Annotated in this window: 18 protein-coding genes; 14 read left to right on the top strand and 4 right to left on the bottom strand. The window is 33.9% G+C overall.

Features of this window, described 5'->3' with window-relative positions; translation table 11 throughout:
- Positions 1 to 247: 247 nt before the first annotated feature.
- Positions 248 to 628 (bottom strand): DUF4440 domain-containing protein, encoded by a 381-nt coding sequence (locus V1503_RS08005; protein WP_410626148.1) that lies wholly within the window; start codon positions 626 to 628, stop codon positions 248 to 250.
- Positions 629 to 962: 334 nt separating this feature from the next.
- Between V1503_RS08005 and V1503_RS08000 the strand changes: the two genes are divergently transcribed.
- On the top strand, positions 963 to 1,430 hold the full coding sequence (locus V1503_RS08000) for a DinB family protein (protein WP_410626146.1): 468 nt from the start codon (positions 963 to 965) through the stop codon (positions 1,428 to 1,430).
- Between the two features lie 75 nt (positions 1,431 to 1,505).
- Here V1503_RS08000 and V1503_RS07995 read toward each other — a convergent pair whose 3' ends face one another.
- Positions 1,506 to 2,072 (bottom strand): GNAT family N-acetyltransferase, encoded by a 567-nt coding sequence (locus V1503_RS07995; protein WP_410626144.1) that lies wholly within the window; start codon positions 2,070 to 2,072, stop codon positions 1,506 to 1,508.
- 109 nt (positions 2,073 to 2,181) lie between these two features.
- Between V1503_RS07995 and pdxR the strand changes: the two genes are divergently transcribed.
- The 11 genes from pdxR to V1503_RS07940 all read left to right on the top strand — a co-directional run bounded on the left by pdxR (position 2,182) and on the right by V1503_RS07940 (position 10,816).
- Positions 2,182 to 3,594 (top strand): MocR-like pyridoxine biosynthesis transcription factor PdxR, encoded by a 1,413-nt coding sequence (gene pdxR, locus V1503_RS07990; protein ID WP_410626142.1) that lies wholly within the window; start codon positions 2,182 to 2,184, stop codon positions 3,592 to 3,594.
- 988 nt (positions 3,595 to 4,582) lie between these two features.
- Positions 4,583 to 4,672, top strand: a complete 90-nt coding sequence (locus tag V1503_RS07985; protein WP_250886775.1) for a putative holin-like toxin — start codon at positions 4,583 to 4,585, stop codon at positions 4,670 to 4,672.
- 287 nt (positions 4,673 to 4,959) lie between these two features.
- The gene (locus V1503_RS07980; RefSeq protein ID WP_410626140.1) at positions 4,960 to 5,478 is read left to right on the top strand and encodes a C1q-like domain-containing protein; all 519 of its coding nucleotides are present in this window, start codon (positions 4,960 to 4,962) and stop codon (positions 5,476 to 5,478) included.
- Between the two features lie 224 nt (positions 5,479 to 5,702).
- Positions 5,703 to 6,251 (top strand): hypothetical protein, encoded by a 549-nt coding sequence (locus V1503_RS07975; RefSeq protein ID WP_214483967.1) that lies wholly within the window; start codon positions 5,703 to 5,705, stop codon positions 6,249 to 6,251.
- Between the two features lie 345 nt (positions 6,252 to 6,596).
- On the top strand, positions 6,597 to 6,818 hold the full coding sequence (locus tag V1503_RS07970) for a hypothetical protein (protein WP_410626138.1): 222 nt from the start codon (positions 6,597 to 6,599) through the stop codon (positions 6,816 to 6,818).
- Positions 6,815 to 7,021 (top strand): hypothetical protein, encoded by a 207-nt coding sequence (locus V1503_RS07965; RefSeq protein WP_410626136.1) that lies wholly within the window; start codon positions 6,815 to 6,817, stop codon positions 7,019 to 7,021. The genes V1503_RS07970 and V1503_RS07965 overlap by 4 nt, the downstream gene beginning before the upstream one ends.
- A gap of 292 nt (positions 7,022 to 7,313) precedes the next feature.
- Positions 7,314 to 7,742: a hypothetical protein gene (locus tag V1503_RS07960; protein ID WP_320259422.1), complete on the top strand. Its 429-nt coding sequence runs from the start codon at positions 7,314 to 7,316 to the stop codon at positions 7,740 to 7,742.
- A gap of 77 nt (positions 7,743 to 7,819) precedes the next feature.
- Positions 7,820 to 8,023 carry a tautomerase family protein gene (locus V1503_RS07955; protein ID WP_214483971.1) on the top strand — a complete coding sequence of 68 codons (204 nt, stop codon included), beginning with the start codon at positions 7,820 to 7,822 and terminating at the stop codon, positions 8,021 to 8,023.
- Between the two features lie 459 nt (positions 8,024 to 8,482).
- On the top strand, positions 8,483 to 8,824 hold the full coding sequence (locus V1503_RS07950) for a PadR family transcriptional regulator (RefSeq protein WP_410626133.1): 342 nt from the start codon (positions 8,483 to 8,485) through the stop codon (positions 8,822 to 8,824).
- Entirely contained in the window at positions 8,821 to 9,333 is a 513-nt protein-coding gene (locus V1503_RS07945) for a hypothetical protein (RefSeq protein WP_410626131.1), read from the top strand. Before V1503_RS07950 ends, V1503_RS07945 begins: the two co-directional genes overlap by 4 nt.
- A gap of 4 nt (positions 9,334 to 9,337) precedes the next feature.
- Positions 9,338 to 10,816, top strand: a complete 1,479-nt coding sequence (locus tag V1503_RS07940; protein WP_410626129.1) for a serine hydrolase domain-containing protein — start codon at positions 9,338 to 9,340, stop codon at positions 10,814 to 10,816.
- A gap of 130 nt (positions 10,817 to 10,946) precedes the next feature.
- Here the strand turns inward: V1503_RS07940 and V1503_RS07935 are convergent, their stop codons facing one another.
- Positions 10,947 to 11,927: an alpha/beta hydrolase gene (locus V1503_RS07935; RefSeq protein ID WP_410626127.1), complete on the bottom strand. Its 981-nt coding sequence runs from the start codon at positions 11,925 to 11,927 to the stop codon at positions 10,947 to 10,949.
- Between the two features lie 594 nt (positions 11,928 to 12,521).
- Here V1503_RS07935 and V1503_RS07930 point away from each other — a divergent pair.
- On the top strand, positions 12,522 to 13,559 hold the full coding sequence (locus V1503_RS07930) for a serine hydrolase domain-containing protein (RefSeq protein ID WP_410626125.1): 1,038 nt from the start codon (positions 12,522 to 12,524) through the stop codon (positions 13,557 to 13,559).
- Positions 13,560 to 13,673: 114 nt separating this feature from the next.
- Here V1503_RS07930 and V1503_RS07925 read toward each other — a convergent pair whose 3' ends face one another.
- Complete coding sequence (locus V1503_RS07925; protein WP_410629410.1) at positions 13,674 to 13,757, bottom strand: hypothetical protein; 84 nt, start codon at positions 13,755 to 13,757, stop codon at positions 13,674 to 13,676.
- 112 nt (positions 13,758 to 13,869) lie between these two features.
- Here V1503_RS07925 and V1503_RS07920 point away from each other — a divergent pair, with 112 nt between their 5' ends.
- The gene (locus V1503_RS07920; RefSeq protein ID WP_410626123.1) at positions 13,870 to 14,478 is read left to right on the top strand and encodes a pyroglutamyl-peptidase I; all 609 of its coding nucleotides are present in this window, start codon (positions 13,870 to 13,872) and stop codon (positions 14,476 to 14,478) included.
- Positions 14,479 to 14,518: the final 40 nt, after the last annotated feature.

Here is a 14,518-nt window from a genome sequence, read left to right as displayed (position 1 = left end):
GATTTTTTTCTTTAAAGGCTGTTTTCGTATTGATTGTTGTTTTTCGTACAACAAGAGTTCGTGACAGCTTTTCCTCTGTACAACGAAGACTAACAATAAAGACGACTGTTTATGGTAATGATAACAATAACACCAAAGTTTACGAAAAGAGTCTTATATGGAGCTACGAATCGTTCTATGTAATGGTTATGTCGTAGGTGTGTGATTAAGAATAACGTAAATTGATGCGCAGGGAGTAACTTGTATGTTATTTCTCTATCTCAATGAATTCTCTAAGTAACTTCCAATTGTTTTCTTCTCGTCTCCAAATAAACATGCATTTCGCATATGCAGGTGAACCATTTATTATGCTAACCTTTTTGCCTAAAATGATATGTTCATCTCCATTATTACGTTCTGTAATAGAAAGGGGTTCCAATGTCATTTCAGTATTCTCATCATATTGTTGTAAGGCTGCATTAATATCATAATTGTAGTCATATTGTTCGGGATGATTAAGGTTTGAATTTCCCCAAAACCCTATAAAATTTTTTGACAAATATTTTCTAATGTCATCTCCATTTTTACTTTTAAATCCCTCATTCCAAGACTTATAATATCGGTCCAACACTTCTTGAATGGTATCCATAGCATTCCCTCCTTATAAAATGATACGTATTAAATTTCAATAAAGACACAATTAATCCTTCAATAAATGTTCGACATGATATGTCAAGCTCTACTTTCTCGTGCAACTGATGCTAGCTTTCGTATCCGAGATTACTAGAAAAATGAATGGTCAATAAAAAGGGTTTTATGATCATTTTGTTAATGTGCAGGAATTAAAACATCATGAATCGAAGCATATTTTATAGAGTAATATGCAATTTAATTGTAGGAAAAATAGGATTGGAAGTTGATAGACGTAAATGATCGTGCAATTTCGATTGTAACTAAGCTAAGCAGGTGTTAAGGAGGATAAGATGTGTAAAGATTATATAATTAAGAAAAAATTAATGTTAACTGACTGGAGTCAGTCATTAAATAATATGAGAGAGGAATTATGGCTCAAGCCTATTAAAAAGGGGTCTTGGGCTACAGCTGACATTATCTCTCATTTCAAGTTATGGGATATATTTTTAATAGAGAATAGGCTCTGTTATTTAGTGGGAGGAGAAGCTTTTCCAAAAATAGAAGTTGATGTTGAAGGTATGAATAAAAAAGCTTCTGACTATGCTAGGTCGGGTATTTTAAAGAATGATTTAATAGGTGAATTTATTTCAGTTCGTAAAGAATTGGTTTCTATAATAAATCATATTCCTGTAGAAAAATTTAATCAACCATGTAAAGGTAAAGAGCATTTAACTTTATGTGATTATCTTTCAAGCATGGTAGATCATGATATACATCATAAAAAACAAATTGATGATTTCTTAGCAATGTCGTTGTGAAAAGCCTAGCTATTAGGATGGTTATATAAATCAATCAAATATACTCCGATAAAAGAGTATATTTGATTGATTCTGCTAATCTTTTTTACTTAATCGATATTCATCCTCTAACATACTCATTAAAATAGCATCATGGTATTGATGATCGTAATATAGTCTGTCCCGTTGTATACCCTCTTTTTTAAACCCCAATTTCTCATAAACATGTAATGCTCGTTTGTTAAACGAAAATACCTCCAGTTCGATACGATGAAGGTTTAATAGTCCGAATCCGTATTCCAACATTAAGGAAATCGCTTCACTTCCGTAACCTTTACCTTGATGTTGATCAGCATCTATAGCAATGCGTATGCTAGCACTGCGGTTAATAGTATCAATATCCTGTAAGGCGATGTCACCGATTATGTCATCCGAAGCATTTAGTGCAATTAATAAAATAATTGATGAAGAATCTCCGGATTTGCTCTCAATATAGCTATTAATTTCTTTTCGTGTATAACTCCTCTGTGTACCTGTTAGTCTTCTTGTTTCTGAGTTATATAGCATGCGGAAATATATTTCACTATCCTCTACATCCAATGGGCGTAAATAAACTTTATTTCCAGTTAAGAAGCGAACTGGGGGCTGTTGATTTGATGTCATAGTCTATTCCTCCTTGTTCATTTAGCAAGAGTATATCAGTAAATTGTATATATAAAAATGTGCAGTTTATAATAATTGAAAAGGACAGATGTGGAAGAAGGATGATTAGATGATACTGCTCCCAAAATTAGATGAAAACAGTAACATGCCTCTTTATGTTCAGATATATGAATATATGAAGCAAGAAATTGTCGGTCAAACTATTACAGAAAATACGCGTCTTCCATCTATTAGAAAGATGGCAGATTTACTTGCTATTAGTACGACGCCAGTAGAGCTTGCATATCATCAGCTTATAGATGAAGGTTACATTATTAGTAAACCCAAGAGTGGATATTATGTTAAAAGCCTACCGAATACAATATATGATAATCAAGTTAATCTTTTTGATACTGCAAAAGTAAAAGGTTATACACCAAAACAAGTCTATAAATATGATTTTCATTTATCGAAAAATGATTTTAATGCATTTCCTTTTCAAACGTGGCGTAGACTTTTTAACCAGGTTATGCGCCATGAAAACAAAGATTTACTTTTTTATGGAGATCCACAAGGAGAAGAAGGGCTGAGAAATGAAATTGCAAAATATTTGTATCAATACAGAGGGGTTCAATGTTCTTCAGATCAGGTTGTCATAGCAGCAGACCAATATGCCCTGCTCAATTTTATTAGTCAAATGCTACAAGAATATTCTTTAAATGTTGCAGTTGAAAACCCAGGGTATATTTTATTTCGATCCACTTTTAAGCAGCAAGGCTTTCAAATTTCACCAATTGAATTAGAGAAAGATGGGATTAGCCTTCAGCATTTATATGATAGTAAGTCAAGAATCGTTTGTGTTTCACCTTCACATCAGTATCCACGTGGTATGATCATGCCTGTCTCGAAACGCCTCAAATTGCTAGAATGGGCAAAACAACATGATGGCTATATTATTGAAGATGACTACGATGGTGAGTTTCGTTATCATGGAAGACCAATACCGTCATTACAAGGGTTACTACCCGACACAAATGTTATTTATTTAGGTGGTTTTTCGCAAGTGTTAGCCCCAGCCTTTTGTATTAACTATATGGTGCTGCCAAAAAAACTAGTTTCTACATTTCACTTAATACAGCAGCGGCTATTATTTGAACAATCATCTTCGCCAATTCACCAAAAAACGCTAGAGGTTTTTATAAAGGAAGGCTATTTAGCTAGACATATTGCCAAAATGAGAAATATTTATAGAAAGAAACACGACAAGACAATAATTGCGATTCAAACTCATTTTGGAGAAAAAGCAATTATCTTAGGTGAAGATGCAGGCTTTCATCTCTTAATAAAGGTTCATAGCGCAAAAACGGAAAGAGAGCTTATTGATTTAGCAAAACATGCAAGTATAAATATTGCCTCAGCTACATTCACTTGGTTTCAATCACCAAAAGAAGAACGAAAGGAATTTATTTTAGGTTTTGCTAGCATGGACATAGATGATATTGAACCAGGTATTAAATTGCTCAGTGAAGTTTGGCTGAAGTAAAAAAATAAGGCTCTTTTCGTAAACTTTTTTTACTAAAAACTGACAGTATGATGAGTTTTATAAGAACTCATCTTTTTTATAATAGAAAAGATGACACGACCGCTAGTAGTAGTAGACGTGCTTAGATCTAAATAGAAAAGCAACAATCAATGCAAAAACAGCAAAACTAATATGGAAAATGACACATTGTCGGATACAAAACTTAATCAAAATGAAAATCAGAATACTTTATTTCTTTGCTGTTGTTCCAAGAAAAGTCTAAATTGTACTCATTTCTTGCATGGCTTGAATTATTTATTATGGGTCTGATATTGACCTTTATTCCACTTGTTATGCGTACCCTATTCAGACACTATAGAAAAGAATGATATAAAATAAATTATAGATATAATAGAAATTATGTTGTACTAACTTTCTTACAAAGTGACTCCTCAAATAAAATAGGTCAGCTGTATGGATGCTAGTCCAAGAAGTATATCAAGATTATTAATATAATTTATAATAATTACTATATTTTTTAGGAGAGAAAAGCCATATGGACACCTATTTATATACAATGACTATGATATGTTTTATGTGTATGATGATAGTGATGATAGAAGTAGATACCAGTATATTTGACCCTCGATCTAGTTTTGGTTTAAACTTCACTAGAATAATGGACGTATCTTGAAAGAAAAAAGAACTAATAGTGAATTTAATAAACACAATGATTAGTGAGTCGATTAGTTCCAGTTCTTCAGAAATGAAAAATTGGAACTTTTGTTATTTTACATAATCAGGAATCTACTTTGCGGTATATCGTAGCTTAGCTCCCTTTACATATTTTTCAAAAGCTTGTACATCACTCTATACGAACTTGAGTATTGATACATATAATATGATAAGGGTTGGATTAATCATAACATGGGCACCTATGGTATAATTGGAATACAATGACGAATTTCTAAGGGTGGTCGGCTTCATTCCCTGAAAGGGGGTGAGGCGTATGACGGTATTTGAAGCGTTGATGTTGGCAATTGCATTTTGCGGGCTGATTATTTCGGTACTGTCTTTTAATAAAAACGACAAAAAATAGACCACCCTTAACTCTTTAGCGGGAGCGATTGGGTGGTCTATCTCGATTTATCAGCCGATCCTCTTGGAATCGTCTATTGTATCGACCGTCGGTGTTACAGCACCTTCGGTCTTTCTTATTGTATGCATTTACTGCTTGTCTATGATTAGAATATCATAATTGTTGGAAAATGTACAATTCACATAGACATCTGCACATTTTAGTCACGTTATATATGTTAGTCCAATCTTCTATAGTTAATAACCATAAATATAAAGTGAAAATAATTATAGAAGGTGAAAATAATAATGAAAGATAAAGATTGTAAATATAGAGTTGTCACACCTTCACCACTAGGACTACCAAGGACTCCTAAAATTGTTAGTTTTCGGGCGGAAAATAACGCTTTCCAGACAGTGAATGCTGATGATACAGACGTAATCATGTTTCCATCTGTACTCTATGATTGTGTAACGCCACCAGGTAATTATGACCCAGCGACATCAGCATTCACTGCACCATGTGATGGTATTTACCATTTCACTAGCTCTGCTTTTTTAAGCGCTAGTATAGGAACGAGTGCCTTGATTTTTATAGTGAAGTTAGTGGGTGTAAATCAAATGATTATCGCTTGCGATTCGATTAGATTTACAGGGGATTTAGAATCGGGTTGTGTAAACGTAAGTACTTCAATTAACTTACTTTGTGGTGAACAAGTACAGGTTCAACTAAGTGCAAGTTCAGGTAATGTCACAATTGATCAGAATACTGATGAAAACAGACCAACTTGCTTCACTGGAGAGATTGTCAATGATATGTGCCCATAATTGAAATTGAAGGAAGCTGGCGTAAAAGGTCAGCTTCTTTGTATATCAATGAATACCATATTCAATTCTAGTTTATATAATAGCAACTATAGGAACTTGTTTAAAAATACATAATTAACATAGACTTCAGTACATTTTAGTCACGCTAAGCATGTTAGTCCAACCTTTCTATAGAAAATGACCATAAAATAAAGTAAAAACAATTATAGAAGGTGAAAATAATTATGAAAGGTAAAGATTGTAAATGTAGAGTTGTTCCACCACCACCTCAAGGACCTCAAGGGCCACCAGGGAAACAGGGGGCTCAAGGACCACCAGGGCCACAGGGACCTCCCGGTAATCCTTTATCTTATGGTGTTTTACGTGATGATCAAGACCCATTTTCGGTAGTTGATGGGGATCGAATTATTCCACTAGGCGGATATAATATGCCAGGTCCTTTTAATATGACAACTCTTAATCCTGCTGCGGGTTCGATAACTGTGCAAAATAGCGGAGACTATGAAATTTCATTTACTGTGCAAGCCTTGGACTTTGGCGCTAGTGCATCCCTTGATTTTCAAATTGAAATAACAATAAACAATATCCCACAGGCTGATACAGCAATTGGTGTAACCGATTCTAACCCTGAAACTCTAAATCTTACATTATCAAGGACTACCATTCAATTGCTAAACACTACTGATGTAATTTCTACTGTACTGTCAACCACAACACAAGGGCAATCAGTTACTTTTATACGACCTTCGCTGCAAATAACCCAATTATCTTAGAGAATGAAGATTTCCAGAAGCTGGCGATTGATAACTCCAGCTTCTTGTATATCCATGTATAGAATATTTACATAATAGCAACTATAGGAACCAATACATTTTCACAATCTTTGATATAGCAATGGTTTTTAAGATAAAAAATTTATCAAATATACATAATTTTATACATTGTTGATTTATCAACGTTTTGGTCAGAGGCAATTTAATTATTTCCCGAATTTCTTGCATATTTTTTATGTAAAAATGATGTCCAAATTTGTGTCCTTTTTCGCAATACTGCACTAAAGATTAAAAAACTACTCATTATTATGAGAAAATAGTTTAGTAGTGAAGGGAGATTCAAAATTGAAGGATATCAAGAAGCACGCTCAACTGATAGGTGAGTTGTACAAAAATCTAGCCTATCTAGAATCTATCATAGATAATACAGAGAATACCGAAAAGAATATTCAGCAAGCAGAAAACATACTAGATATGTATCATCAAGATATAGTCAAGCTTGACATCTACATAAAGACAAGAAAGAGAAAGAAGAAAAGGAAGAAGGAAAAAGGAAAAAGGAATTGAGAAAACATGCTGATGCGGTTAATAAGTATATTGAAGAGAATTTTTCAAGTGATGAAATTAAGATACAAAATTTTTCTATGCTGCATTGTGGAAAGCGAATCATTCTTGATGACCAAAGTGAAAAATTTATTTACTTCTGCCCAGTTGACAATAAAGTGAAAATTTCAGTCTTTTTTACATGTCCCAAAAATCATTCATCTTAACTCTACAATCAACCTTCCTAGCTGACTTTAATATTTTCCTCATAACATTTTGGCTAGGGATATAATTTTTATCGTTACATGCTTGACCCATCGTCTTCCTGTTAACTCCTGAATCCAAAGCTAGTTTTACATCATATTAGCACTTTTTTTACTGAAATAAATATATAACACAACCCAATACAATAGAATATCCGCGTATAAAATAGCAAATATTTGGTATTTTATGTTAATCTAGTAATGATTAATACTTAGATTGTCGGTAGTGTAAGAGCATGACGTGAAGGAGGGTAAAATGAAGTTTAACCATGTTTGTAAACTTGTATTAATATTTTCTTTCACACACATGTTACTATTACCAAGCAGCTCTTTTGCAACTGAGTGGGCGTATGAATTTGTCGTATGGAAAGGTTATTCGTATGAAGTGCTTGATGAAGCTGTGACGAATGTAAGTAGGAAAATAGGTAAAGTAACTAGATATTCAGATATGGAATCTTACTCAGGTAATTTTTCGAATGCTTATAAGGAAGGTACGAAATATTACGCTATTCAAGGTATAAGTACAGATGAAGCCATTGCAGTGCAAGTTGAAGATGGGGTTTATAAAAAAGCTGTTAGAAGAGGGGAACATAAGGGTGTTTCATCGCCAGCTTTATTTATTATAGGAGCTTTTGTGCTCCTTATCATTGGTGCATTCTATGTTGAAAAGAAGTTGAAGAAATGAAAAATTGTTATTGAATGATATAAAATTGTCACCTGCTTACATGGGGTGCGGTTAATAGAATTTATGGGGGTGAAGAAATGCCTTATATTAATCTTCAAATAACAAAAGGTGCAAGTCGAGAACAAAAAGAGCAAATCGTTAAAGATTTTACAGAAACTCTCGGTCGTGTATTAGGAAAAAAGCCCGAGCACACTCATATTGTTATACAAGAAATTGAAGATGAAAACTGGGGATTTGCTGGTGTTTTAACGGACGAATATCGCAAAAACACTTCACAGTAATCATTTCAATAGGCTGTTTTCGTATTAATTACTTTTGCTTTTCCTAATTAAAAGCTAATCATGAATATTTAGGGGGATCTTTTCACCTCTAAAGTACATCAATTAATCAAATGTAAGGGAAAAAGAAACAAAATTTACGAAAATAGCCTTTCAATAAAATGTTATAACTTCTTGTCCTTATATCTAGATCCAGTAATAACAAATATAATAAGTTCATTTGCAAAGCTGATCCTGTTACAAAATAGGAGTCAGCTTTTTTATTTGGTTGTTTTATTATTTGATTATTGTTGTTAGTAGGTTTGTTTGACTCGGTAGGAATCGTGTAAGCATTACTTAACGGTGTTATTTTAGTGCAGTTTGTACAAGGTAATATTACTATCTACACCATTATTTCCAAAAAAGTACATTTTTTTATTTTATATACTTGAAAGAAGTATATGTATGTGTTAAATTTATTTCATGAATAGAATAAGTTTAATAAAAGGTCATTTAGAAATGTGTGTACTGTCGATTTTGTCAAAGAAAAAAAGCTATGGGTATGAAATTATGAAGGAGTTAGAACAACACAATTTAAAATTGAAAGGAGTAGGCAGTATTTACCCAATATTGACGAAGTTAAAAGATCAAGAATGGGTAGATACTTATCGTGAAATGACAGATAGTGGTAAAGTTCGTGTGTATTATGAAATTAACGATCAAGGAGAATTGTATCTTCAAAAGAAAATTGATGAATGGTTACAGTTACAGAGTGATATTAAATCTTTACTAAATAGTGGATTAAAGGGAGAGGATTTTGAATGAAAATGGAATTAAGCATTGCAGAACAACAATATGTAAACAAAGTGCTTGATGAGTTAAAAAGGTACCAAATAAGCTCAAAAGAAAGAAGTCGTATTAAAGAGCAGCTTCTGGAACATATACAAGAAGCTCGTGAGCATGGTGATGATGCGATTAGTGAATTAGGAGATCCTGCTACATTTATTACTGATTTTTTGGAAGTCAACGGTATAGATTCAGCTGCTGGACTTAAACAAATACAACAAAGTAAACCAAAGAAAGGTATGTTATTTCCAATAGGAGTGCTTACCCTCATCGTAACCTATCTTTGTACACAGTTCATATTTTCTATGTCATTAACTAGAGCATTTGATCCAACATACTCGAATGATACGTTTAACTATAATATTTTATACCAGATCTCAGATAATACATGGTGGAATGCTATGCTAATGGTTTTTAGTCTTGCAATTTCCTTGTTATTGTCATTACTAGTAGTGGTTTATTTACGTAAAGTAAGATATAAGAGGTGAAGATATGAACGTAAGAAAAAGTATAGGTAAAGTTATACTGGTATCCTTATTACTTCATCTGTTTTTCTTCAATCAACAAGAACCTCGAGCTTTCGCAGAAGAAGACTTGAAGAATACGATCGGAAAATATGTAGAGTCTTACTTAGAGGAGCAACGAATACCAGGTGCTTCAATTGCAATTGTTAAAGATAAAGAACTATTTTTTTCGCAAGGCTGGGGGGTGACTGGAGAATCTGAGGAGGAGGTTACGACTCGAACTCCGTTTACTGTTGGATCAATTAGTAAATCCTTAACGGGCTTAGCGGTTATGAAATTAATTGAAGAAGGTACCGTTCAACTAGACGATCCTATTCAAATGTATCTTCCTTGGTTTTCCCTTAAAGATAAAGAAGCAGCATCTAAAATAACGATCGAGCAATTACTTACTCAAACGAGTGGTATAAGTACATACTCTGGCTTATTATTATCAGACCAAGGTTCTCAAGGTTTCAATGCGATTAAGAACAATGTGGAAAGTCTCTCAGACACTAAGTTAACAGCTACACCAGGAGAAAAACATCAATATAGTAATGCTAACTACTTAATTCTTGGTGCCCTTATAGAGGAAGTAACGAATCAAACATATAGTGAGTATATGGAAGAGCAAGTATTTTCGCCGTTAGGTATGAATAATGCTGCAGCAGATAATGATACAGCATATGAAAGAGGGTATTTAGCTGGGTACCAGTCATGGTTTGGAATTCCACGAAAAAGTTCAGTAACATATGATAATGGTGGAGCACCCTATGGGTACATCACGGCTAGTGCAGAAGATATGGTTCAATTCATACGTTTTCTCAGTCAACAAGATGGAAATTCATTGCTAAATGAAAAATATATGAACCTTTATTTAACTCCTCATGTTCAAACAGGTGATAATCGATTCTATGGTTTAGGTATTAGAATTTCAAACCCATATTCTGAGGATAAAATAGTATGGCATTCAGGTTCAACGCCTGATTCGCACTCTGAAGTATTTTATCTTCCTGAATCAAAGTGGGGTGGTGTCATTCTCACTAATAAAAATCATGCTTTAGAAGAAGTGGCACTTGTAAACCTAAAACAAGGAATGATAAACATTTTACATGGTGATGATCCAGTTGAGATATCGAAGTTCACTCCTATCTTGCAGTTGATTATATTAGGAATAGTTGTTCTATTAATTATGTTGTTTGTTTACCGATTAATTACCGTTAAATCAGTAAAAGTTCGACGAAGAAAAAGGTGGAGCATCATTGGTATGTTGCTATTAGTATTAGCATTTGCCATCAAGCCGGTATTTAGTTATAGCGTTGGATCACCTTGGCATTCAATTAAAGTATTCGGTCCGGACGTTGCGTTCCTTACTAATTTAATGATGATTCTTCTAGCATTGAACGGCATATTATCAATCTACATTTCTTTAAAATATAAGAGGTCGAAGGAACATGTAATAGCAGCATAGTTTTATCGATCAGAAGCTACGTCTTCCAGTCTCTCAAGTCATTTCGTCAAAGGGAACAGTGCCCTTGAAACGAAATGACTCTAAGGCATGTCGGAGAAGACCATGGTGCTTACGCTTTTCATACAGTCATTTATTTTAAAATAAACTGAACTAATTTTGTGCTTAGTTCTTCGTCAAGAGGCAAATTTGCATTTGTATATGTTGCAAGATTTCCTGTTCTATCAGCAGGAGCTTGTTTTAATATATGATTCATTCCTTCTATCATAAATAATTCAGCTTGAGGGTTTGCTTCTTTAAGCAGATGTGCTTCTTTTTCAGTTACTTGTATATCGTTTGTCCCATTTACAATTAATAGGGGTATGTTGAGTGAACTAATAATATCTACTGGATTATATGTAAACCAAGAAATTAAATAAGGTTGCACAGAAGGCCTAAATAAAGCACTTAATTCTTGAGAAACATCTGTTACTTGTTTTCCTTGCTTAAGTTGATTCAGAATATTTTTCGTTTCGTCCATTAATTTTGGCGGTAATTGTCCATCAAGTTGTTCGAGCAAGAGCTTATCGGCTGATTGCCCTACACCAGCTAAAGAAATAAATTTATCAACCGATGCTTCCTGTGCAGCTATCATTCCAATTAATGAACCTTCACTATGTCCAACGATATTTACTGAAGCAAATCGGCTATCTTTTTGGATATAATGAACAATCGCTACAACATCATTTACGTATGATTCGATTGTTAAGTCTTCTTCCTTGTTAACGAGGCCTGTATTATCTCCTACACCTCGTTTGTCATAGCGCAGAGTTGCAATACCACGTTCATTCAAGGCATCAGAGAGCATTTTTAGACTATTGTTCTTACCGTTTGCCCCGACTGTATTCCCATCTTTGTCTGTAGGACCAGAACCCGCAATAATAATAGTAATAGGTAGAGAATCCGTTCCCTCTGGTATGTCGAGAACAGCTGTTAAAGTACCATTTTTAACTGGAATTGAAAGTGTGTTTTTCTCTATTGACCCGTTTTTTAGCTGTTCTTCAGATTGATTGGAACAGGCTACAATTAATAAGGACATGATTAACAAAACCCCTCCAGTCAGTGTTTTCTTCATTGTAAATCACCTCTTAATGTAAGACTGTTTTCCCGTTAGAACATATATGTATACAGAACTGGGTGCGTGTCTTCTATTATTCTATATAAACAATGACAGCCGCATAAACCTCCATCTTACTGCTTTCATTTTATTGCCTTTTTTCACTTATTATGAATAACTAAAATGTATTATCCGATTTTATAGCCTGTAGAGAAGATAAGAAGCTGAACGTGAGTAGCCCTTATGTTGAAAAGCAACAATTAAAACAAAAGCCGCCATGAGTCATTACTTGTTAAACATAGGTGAGAAAAAAATTGGAGTGAAGGTCTGCTTGTTTTTTTACTTTGACATATCTTATCCATGTTGTGGTTGAGATCTCCTTCTCACAACACATGATACGAGGCAAGGTAGTGTAAAAAATGACTATTATTATTCTAGGTATATTTTTATCTTGTGTAATAAATATATAATAGATTATGAATTATGTAGAAAATTATTCCATGTTAATTGAAGAGTAACTAGATTGAGTAAATTAATTATCTATCTTATAGGTAGAGAGTATCGATAATCCGATGAATATAAAAATAACAAGTAATGAAAGGGACGATAGTTATGCAAATTAAAAGAACAGACATCAATTCAGTGATATCAAAAGTTGTTAAAGAAACAACGTTTTCTGGAGTCATTTTACTAAAGGATGACAAGAATAATATTTTTGAAGAAAGTCATGGCTACGCAAATAGATCAGAAGAGGTTGCTAACACAATAAAAACACGCTTTGGAATTGCCTCTGGCTGTAAATTATTCACTTCTATTGCTATTTGTCAGTTAGTAGAGAAGGGATTATTATCATTCAATACAAGGCTCGATGAGTGTTTAGAAATTGAATTCCCACACTTCGATGAAGCAGTAACGATTCATCACCTGTTAACCCATACTTCAGGTATCCCTGACTACTATAACGAGGAAGTTATTGAAGATTATGAAGACCTGTGGAAAGATAGACCAATGTATGTGATGAACACTTTAAAAAGCTTTCTGCCAATGTTCCAAAACGAGAAAATGTTGTTCACACCTGGCGAGAGATTTCATTATAATAATACCGGATTTATCTTGTTAGGACTCATTGTAGAGCAACAAACAGGTTTAAGTTTTACAGAGTATGTCGAACAGCATATTTTTATGCCATGCGGAATGAGAGAGTCAGGTTATTTTTCACTTGACAGACTACCTAAAAACACAGCTATTGGCTATATAGATAACGATGAAGAGGGTACATGGAGAACAAACACTTACGCTATTCCTATAAAAGGTGGTGCTGATGGTGGTGCATTTATAACTGCCCCTGATATGATGAAGTTTTGGAATGGGCTATTTAGTTATGAATTATTAAGTGAAAGGTGTACTAACGAATTGTTAACTCCACATACTCATGAAGATGGTGATGACTACTATGGGTATGGTATATGGATTAAGAAAAAGAATAGTAGAATTTATAAATATCATGTAATGGGGTACGATCCAGGCTTATCATTTCACTCATCTTTTTACCCTGATAGTGGTGTGACGATGGTCATCACTTCAAATGATGAAAAGGGAGGCCCATATAAAATAACTAGAACGCTAGAAGAGCATGTATTGGATGTTTGATAGGTTACAAAATTGCAGGAAATACTATTGTTAATCTCAGACGAAGTAGCAGCTAAAGTCAAGCACTGTTCTTTAGCTGCTTTAACTTTGTTAGCAATTTACTAGACATGCATTTTATTTACTCCAACGAAGGGTAATCCCTCCCCATCCAAGACCCGCACCGCAACCAACTAGTACGATTAAATCTCCATCATTAATGTTTCCTTTCTTTCATTTTATATGGAGCAATAATGTTACAAGTTTTCCAGGTCGTAAATTATTATTAAAGTAGTTTGTAGCATGCTATACTTCTATTAGGAGGGTTACTACTATGAAAAAACTACTATTAACAGGATTTGTTCCGTTTTTAGATAATCCTATTAATCCAACTGAAGACATTGTGAAAAAATTAGATAAAACGACTATCGGAAATTATGAAGTGTTTGGTCGTGTGCTACCAGTGGAATTTGCAAAGTCAGGTAAAGAAATAATAAAGCTATATGAGGACATTGAACCTGACGCTGTTATTTCGTTAGGATTAGCGGCTGGAAATAACCGAATAACACCAGAAAGAATTGCAATTAACTGTAATGATGGTGCTGTTGACAATACGGGTGCAGCTATGAAAGACCAGCTGATAAATATTGAAGGGCCTGATGGTGTTTTTTCAACATTACCAATTCGCCGTTTTGTAGATGCTTTACAAGAGGAAGGACTCCCTGCAGAAATCTCTAATTCTGCTGGCACTTATTTATGTAACAATGTGATGTATACTATGCTTACATATTTGCAACAGCATAATAAACCAGTTCCGTCAGGGTTTGTCCATATTCCAGCTTCCCATGAGCTTGCCTTAAAAAATAGGAAGCTACCAAGTTGGTCTAGTGAAGATTTAATAAAGGCAGTTACAACGATGATTGGTGTGTTAGATGAAGCGTAATTAACCAAAGGTTGTTCACAATCACCATTTAGTTAGTAGT

Origin of the sequence: Nanhaiella sioensis, from assembly GCF_046557775.1 — a bacterium.
In the GTDB taxonomy this organism is placed as follows: domain Bacteria; phylum Bacillota; class Bacilli; order Bacillales; family SM2101; genus Nanhaiella; species Nanhaiella sioensis.
This window is presented reverse-complemented; position numbering and strand designations above follow the sequence as displayed.

Excerpts from the sequence above, each read along its gene's own strand:
- pdxR (WP_410626142.1), top strand. The coding sequence starts at position 2,182 with ATGATACTGCTCCCAAAATTAGATGAAAACAGTAACATGCCTCTTTAT.
- V1503_RS07940 (WP_410626129.1), top strand. The coding sequence starts at position 9,338 with ATGAACGTAAGAAAAAGTATAGGTAAAGTTATACTGGTATCCTTATTA.
- V1503_RS07930 (WP_410626125.1), top strand. The coding sequence starts at position 12,522 with ATGCAAATTAAAAGAACAGACATCAATTCAGTGATATCAAAAGTTGTT.
- V1503_RS07960 (WP_320259422.1), top strand. The coding sequence starts at position 7,314 with ATGAAGTTTAACCATGTTTGTAAACTTGTATTAATATTTTCTTTCACA.
- V1503_RS07955 (WP_214483971.1), top strand. The coding sequence starts at position 7,820 with ATGCCTTATATTAATCTTCAAATAACAAAAGGTGCAAGTCGAGAACAA.
- V1503_RS08005 (WP_410626148.1), bottom strand. The coding sequence starts at position 628 with ATGGATACCATTCAAGAAGTGTTGGACCGATATTATAAGTCTTGGAAT.
- V1503_RS08000 (WP_410626146.1), top strand. The coding sequence starts at position 963 with ATGTGTAAAGATTATATAATTAAGAAAAAATTAATGTTAACTGACTGG.
- V1503_RS07980 (WP_410626140.1), top strand. The coding sequence starts at position 4,960 with ATGAAAGATAAAGATTGTAAATATAGAGTTGTCACACCTTCACCACTA.
- V1503_RS07950 (WP_410626133.1), top strand. The coding sequence starts at position 8,483 with ATGAATAGAATAAGTTTAATAAAAGGTCATTTAGAAATGTGTGTACTG.
- V1503_RS07920 (WP_410626123.1), top strand. The coding sequence starts at position 13,870 with ATGAAAAAACTACTATTAACAGGATTTGTTCCGTTTTTAGATAATCCT.
- V1503_RS07945 (WP_410626131.1), top strand. The coding sequence starts at position 8,821 with ATGAAAATGGAATTAAGCATTGCAGAACAACAATATGTAAACAAAGTG.
- V1503_RS07935 (WP_410626127.1), bottom strand. The coding sequence starts at position 11,927 with ATGAAGAAAACACTGACTGGAGGGGTTTTGTTAATCATGTCCTTATTA.
- V1503_RS07975 (WP_214483967.1), top strand. The coding sequence starts at position 5,703 with ATGAAAGGTAAAGATTGTAAATGTAGAGTTGTTCCACCACCACCTCAA.
- V1503_RS07985 (WP_250886775.1), top strand. The coding sequence starts at position 4,583 with ATGACGGTATTTGAAGCGTTGATGTTGGCAATTGCATTTTGCGGGCTG.
- V1503_RS07995 (WP_410626144.1), bottom strand. The coding sequence starts at position 2,072 with ATGACATCAAATCAACAGCCCCCAGTTCGCTTCTTAACTGGAAATAAA.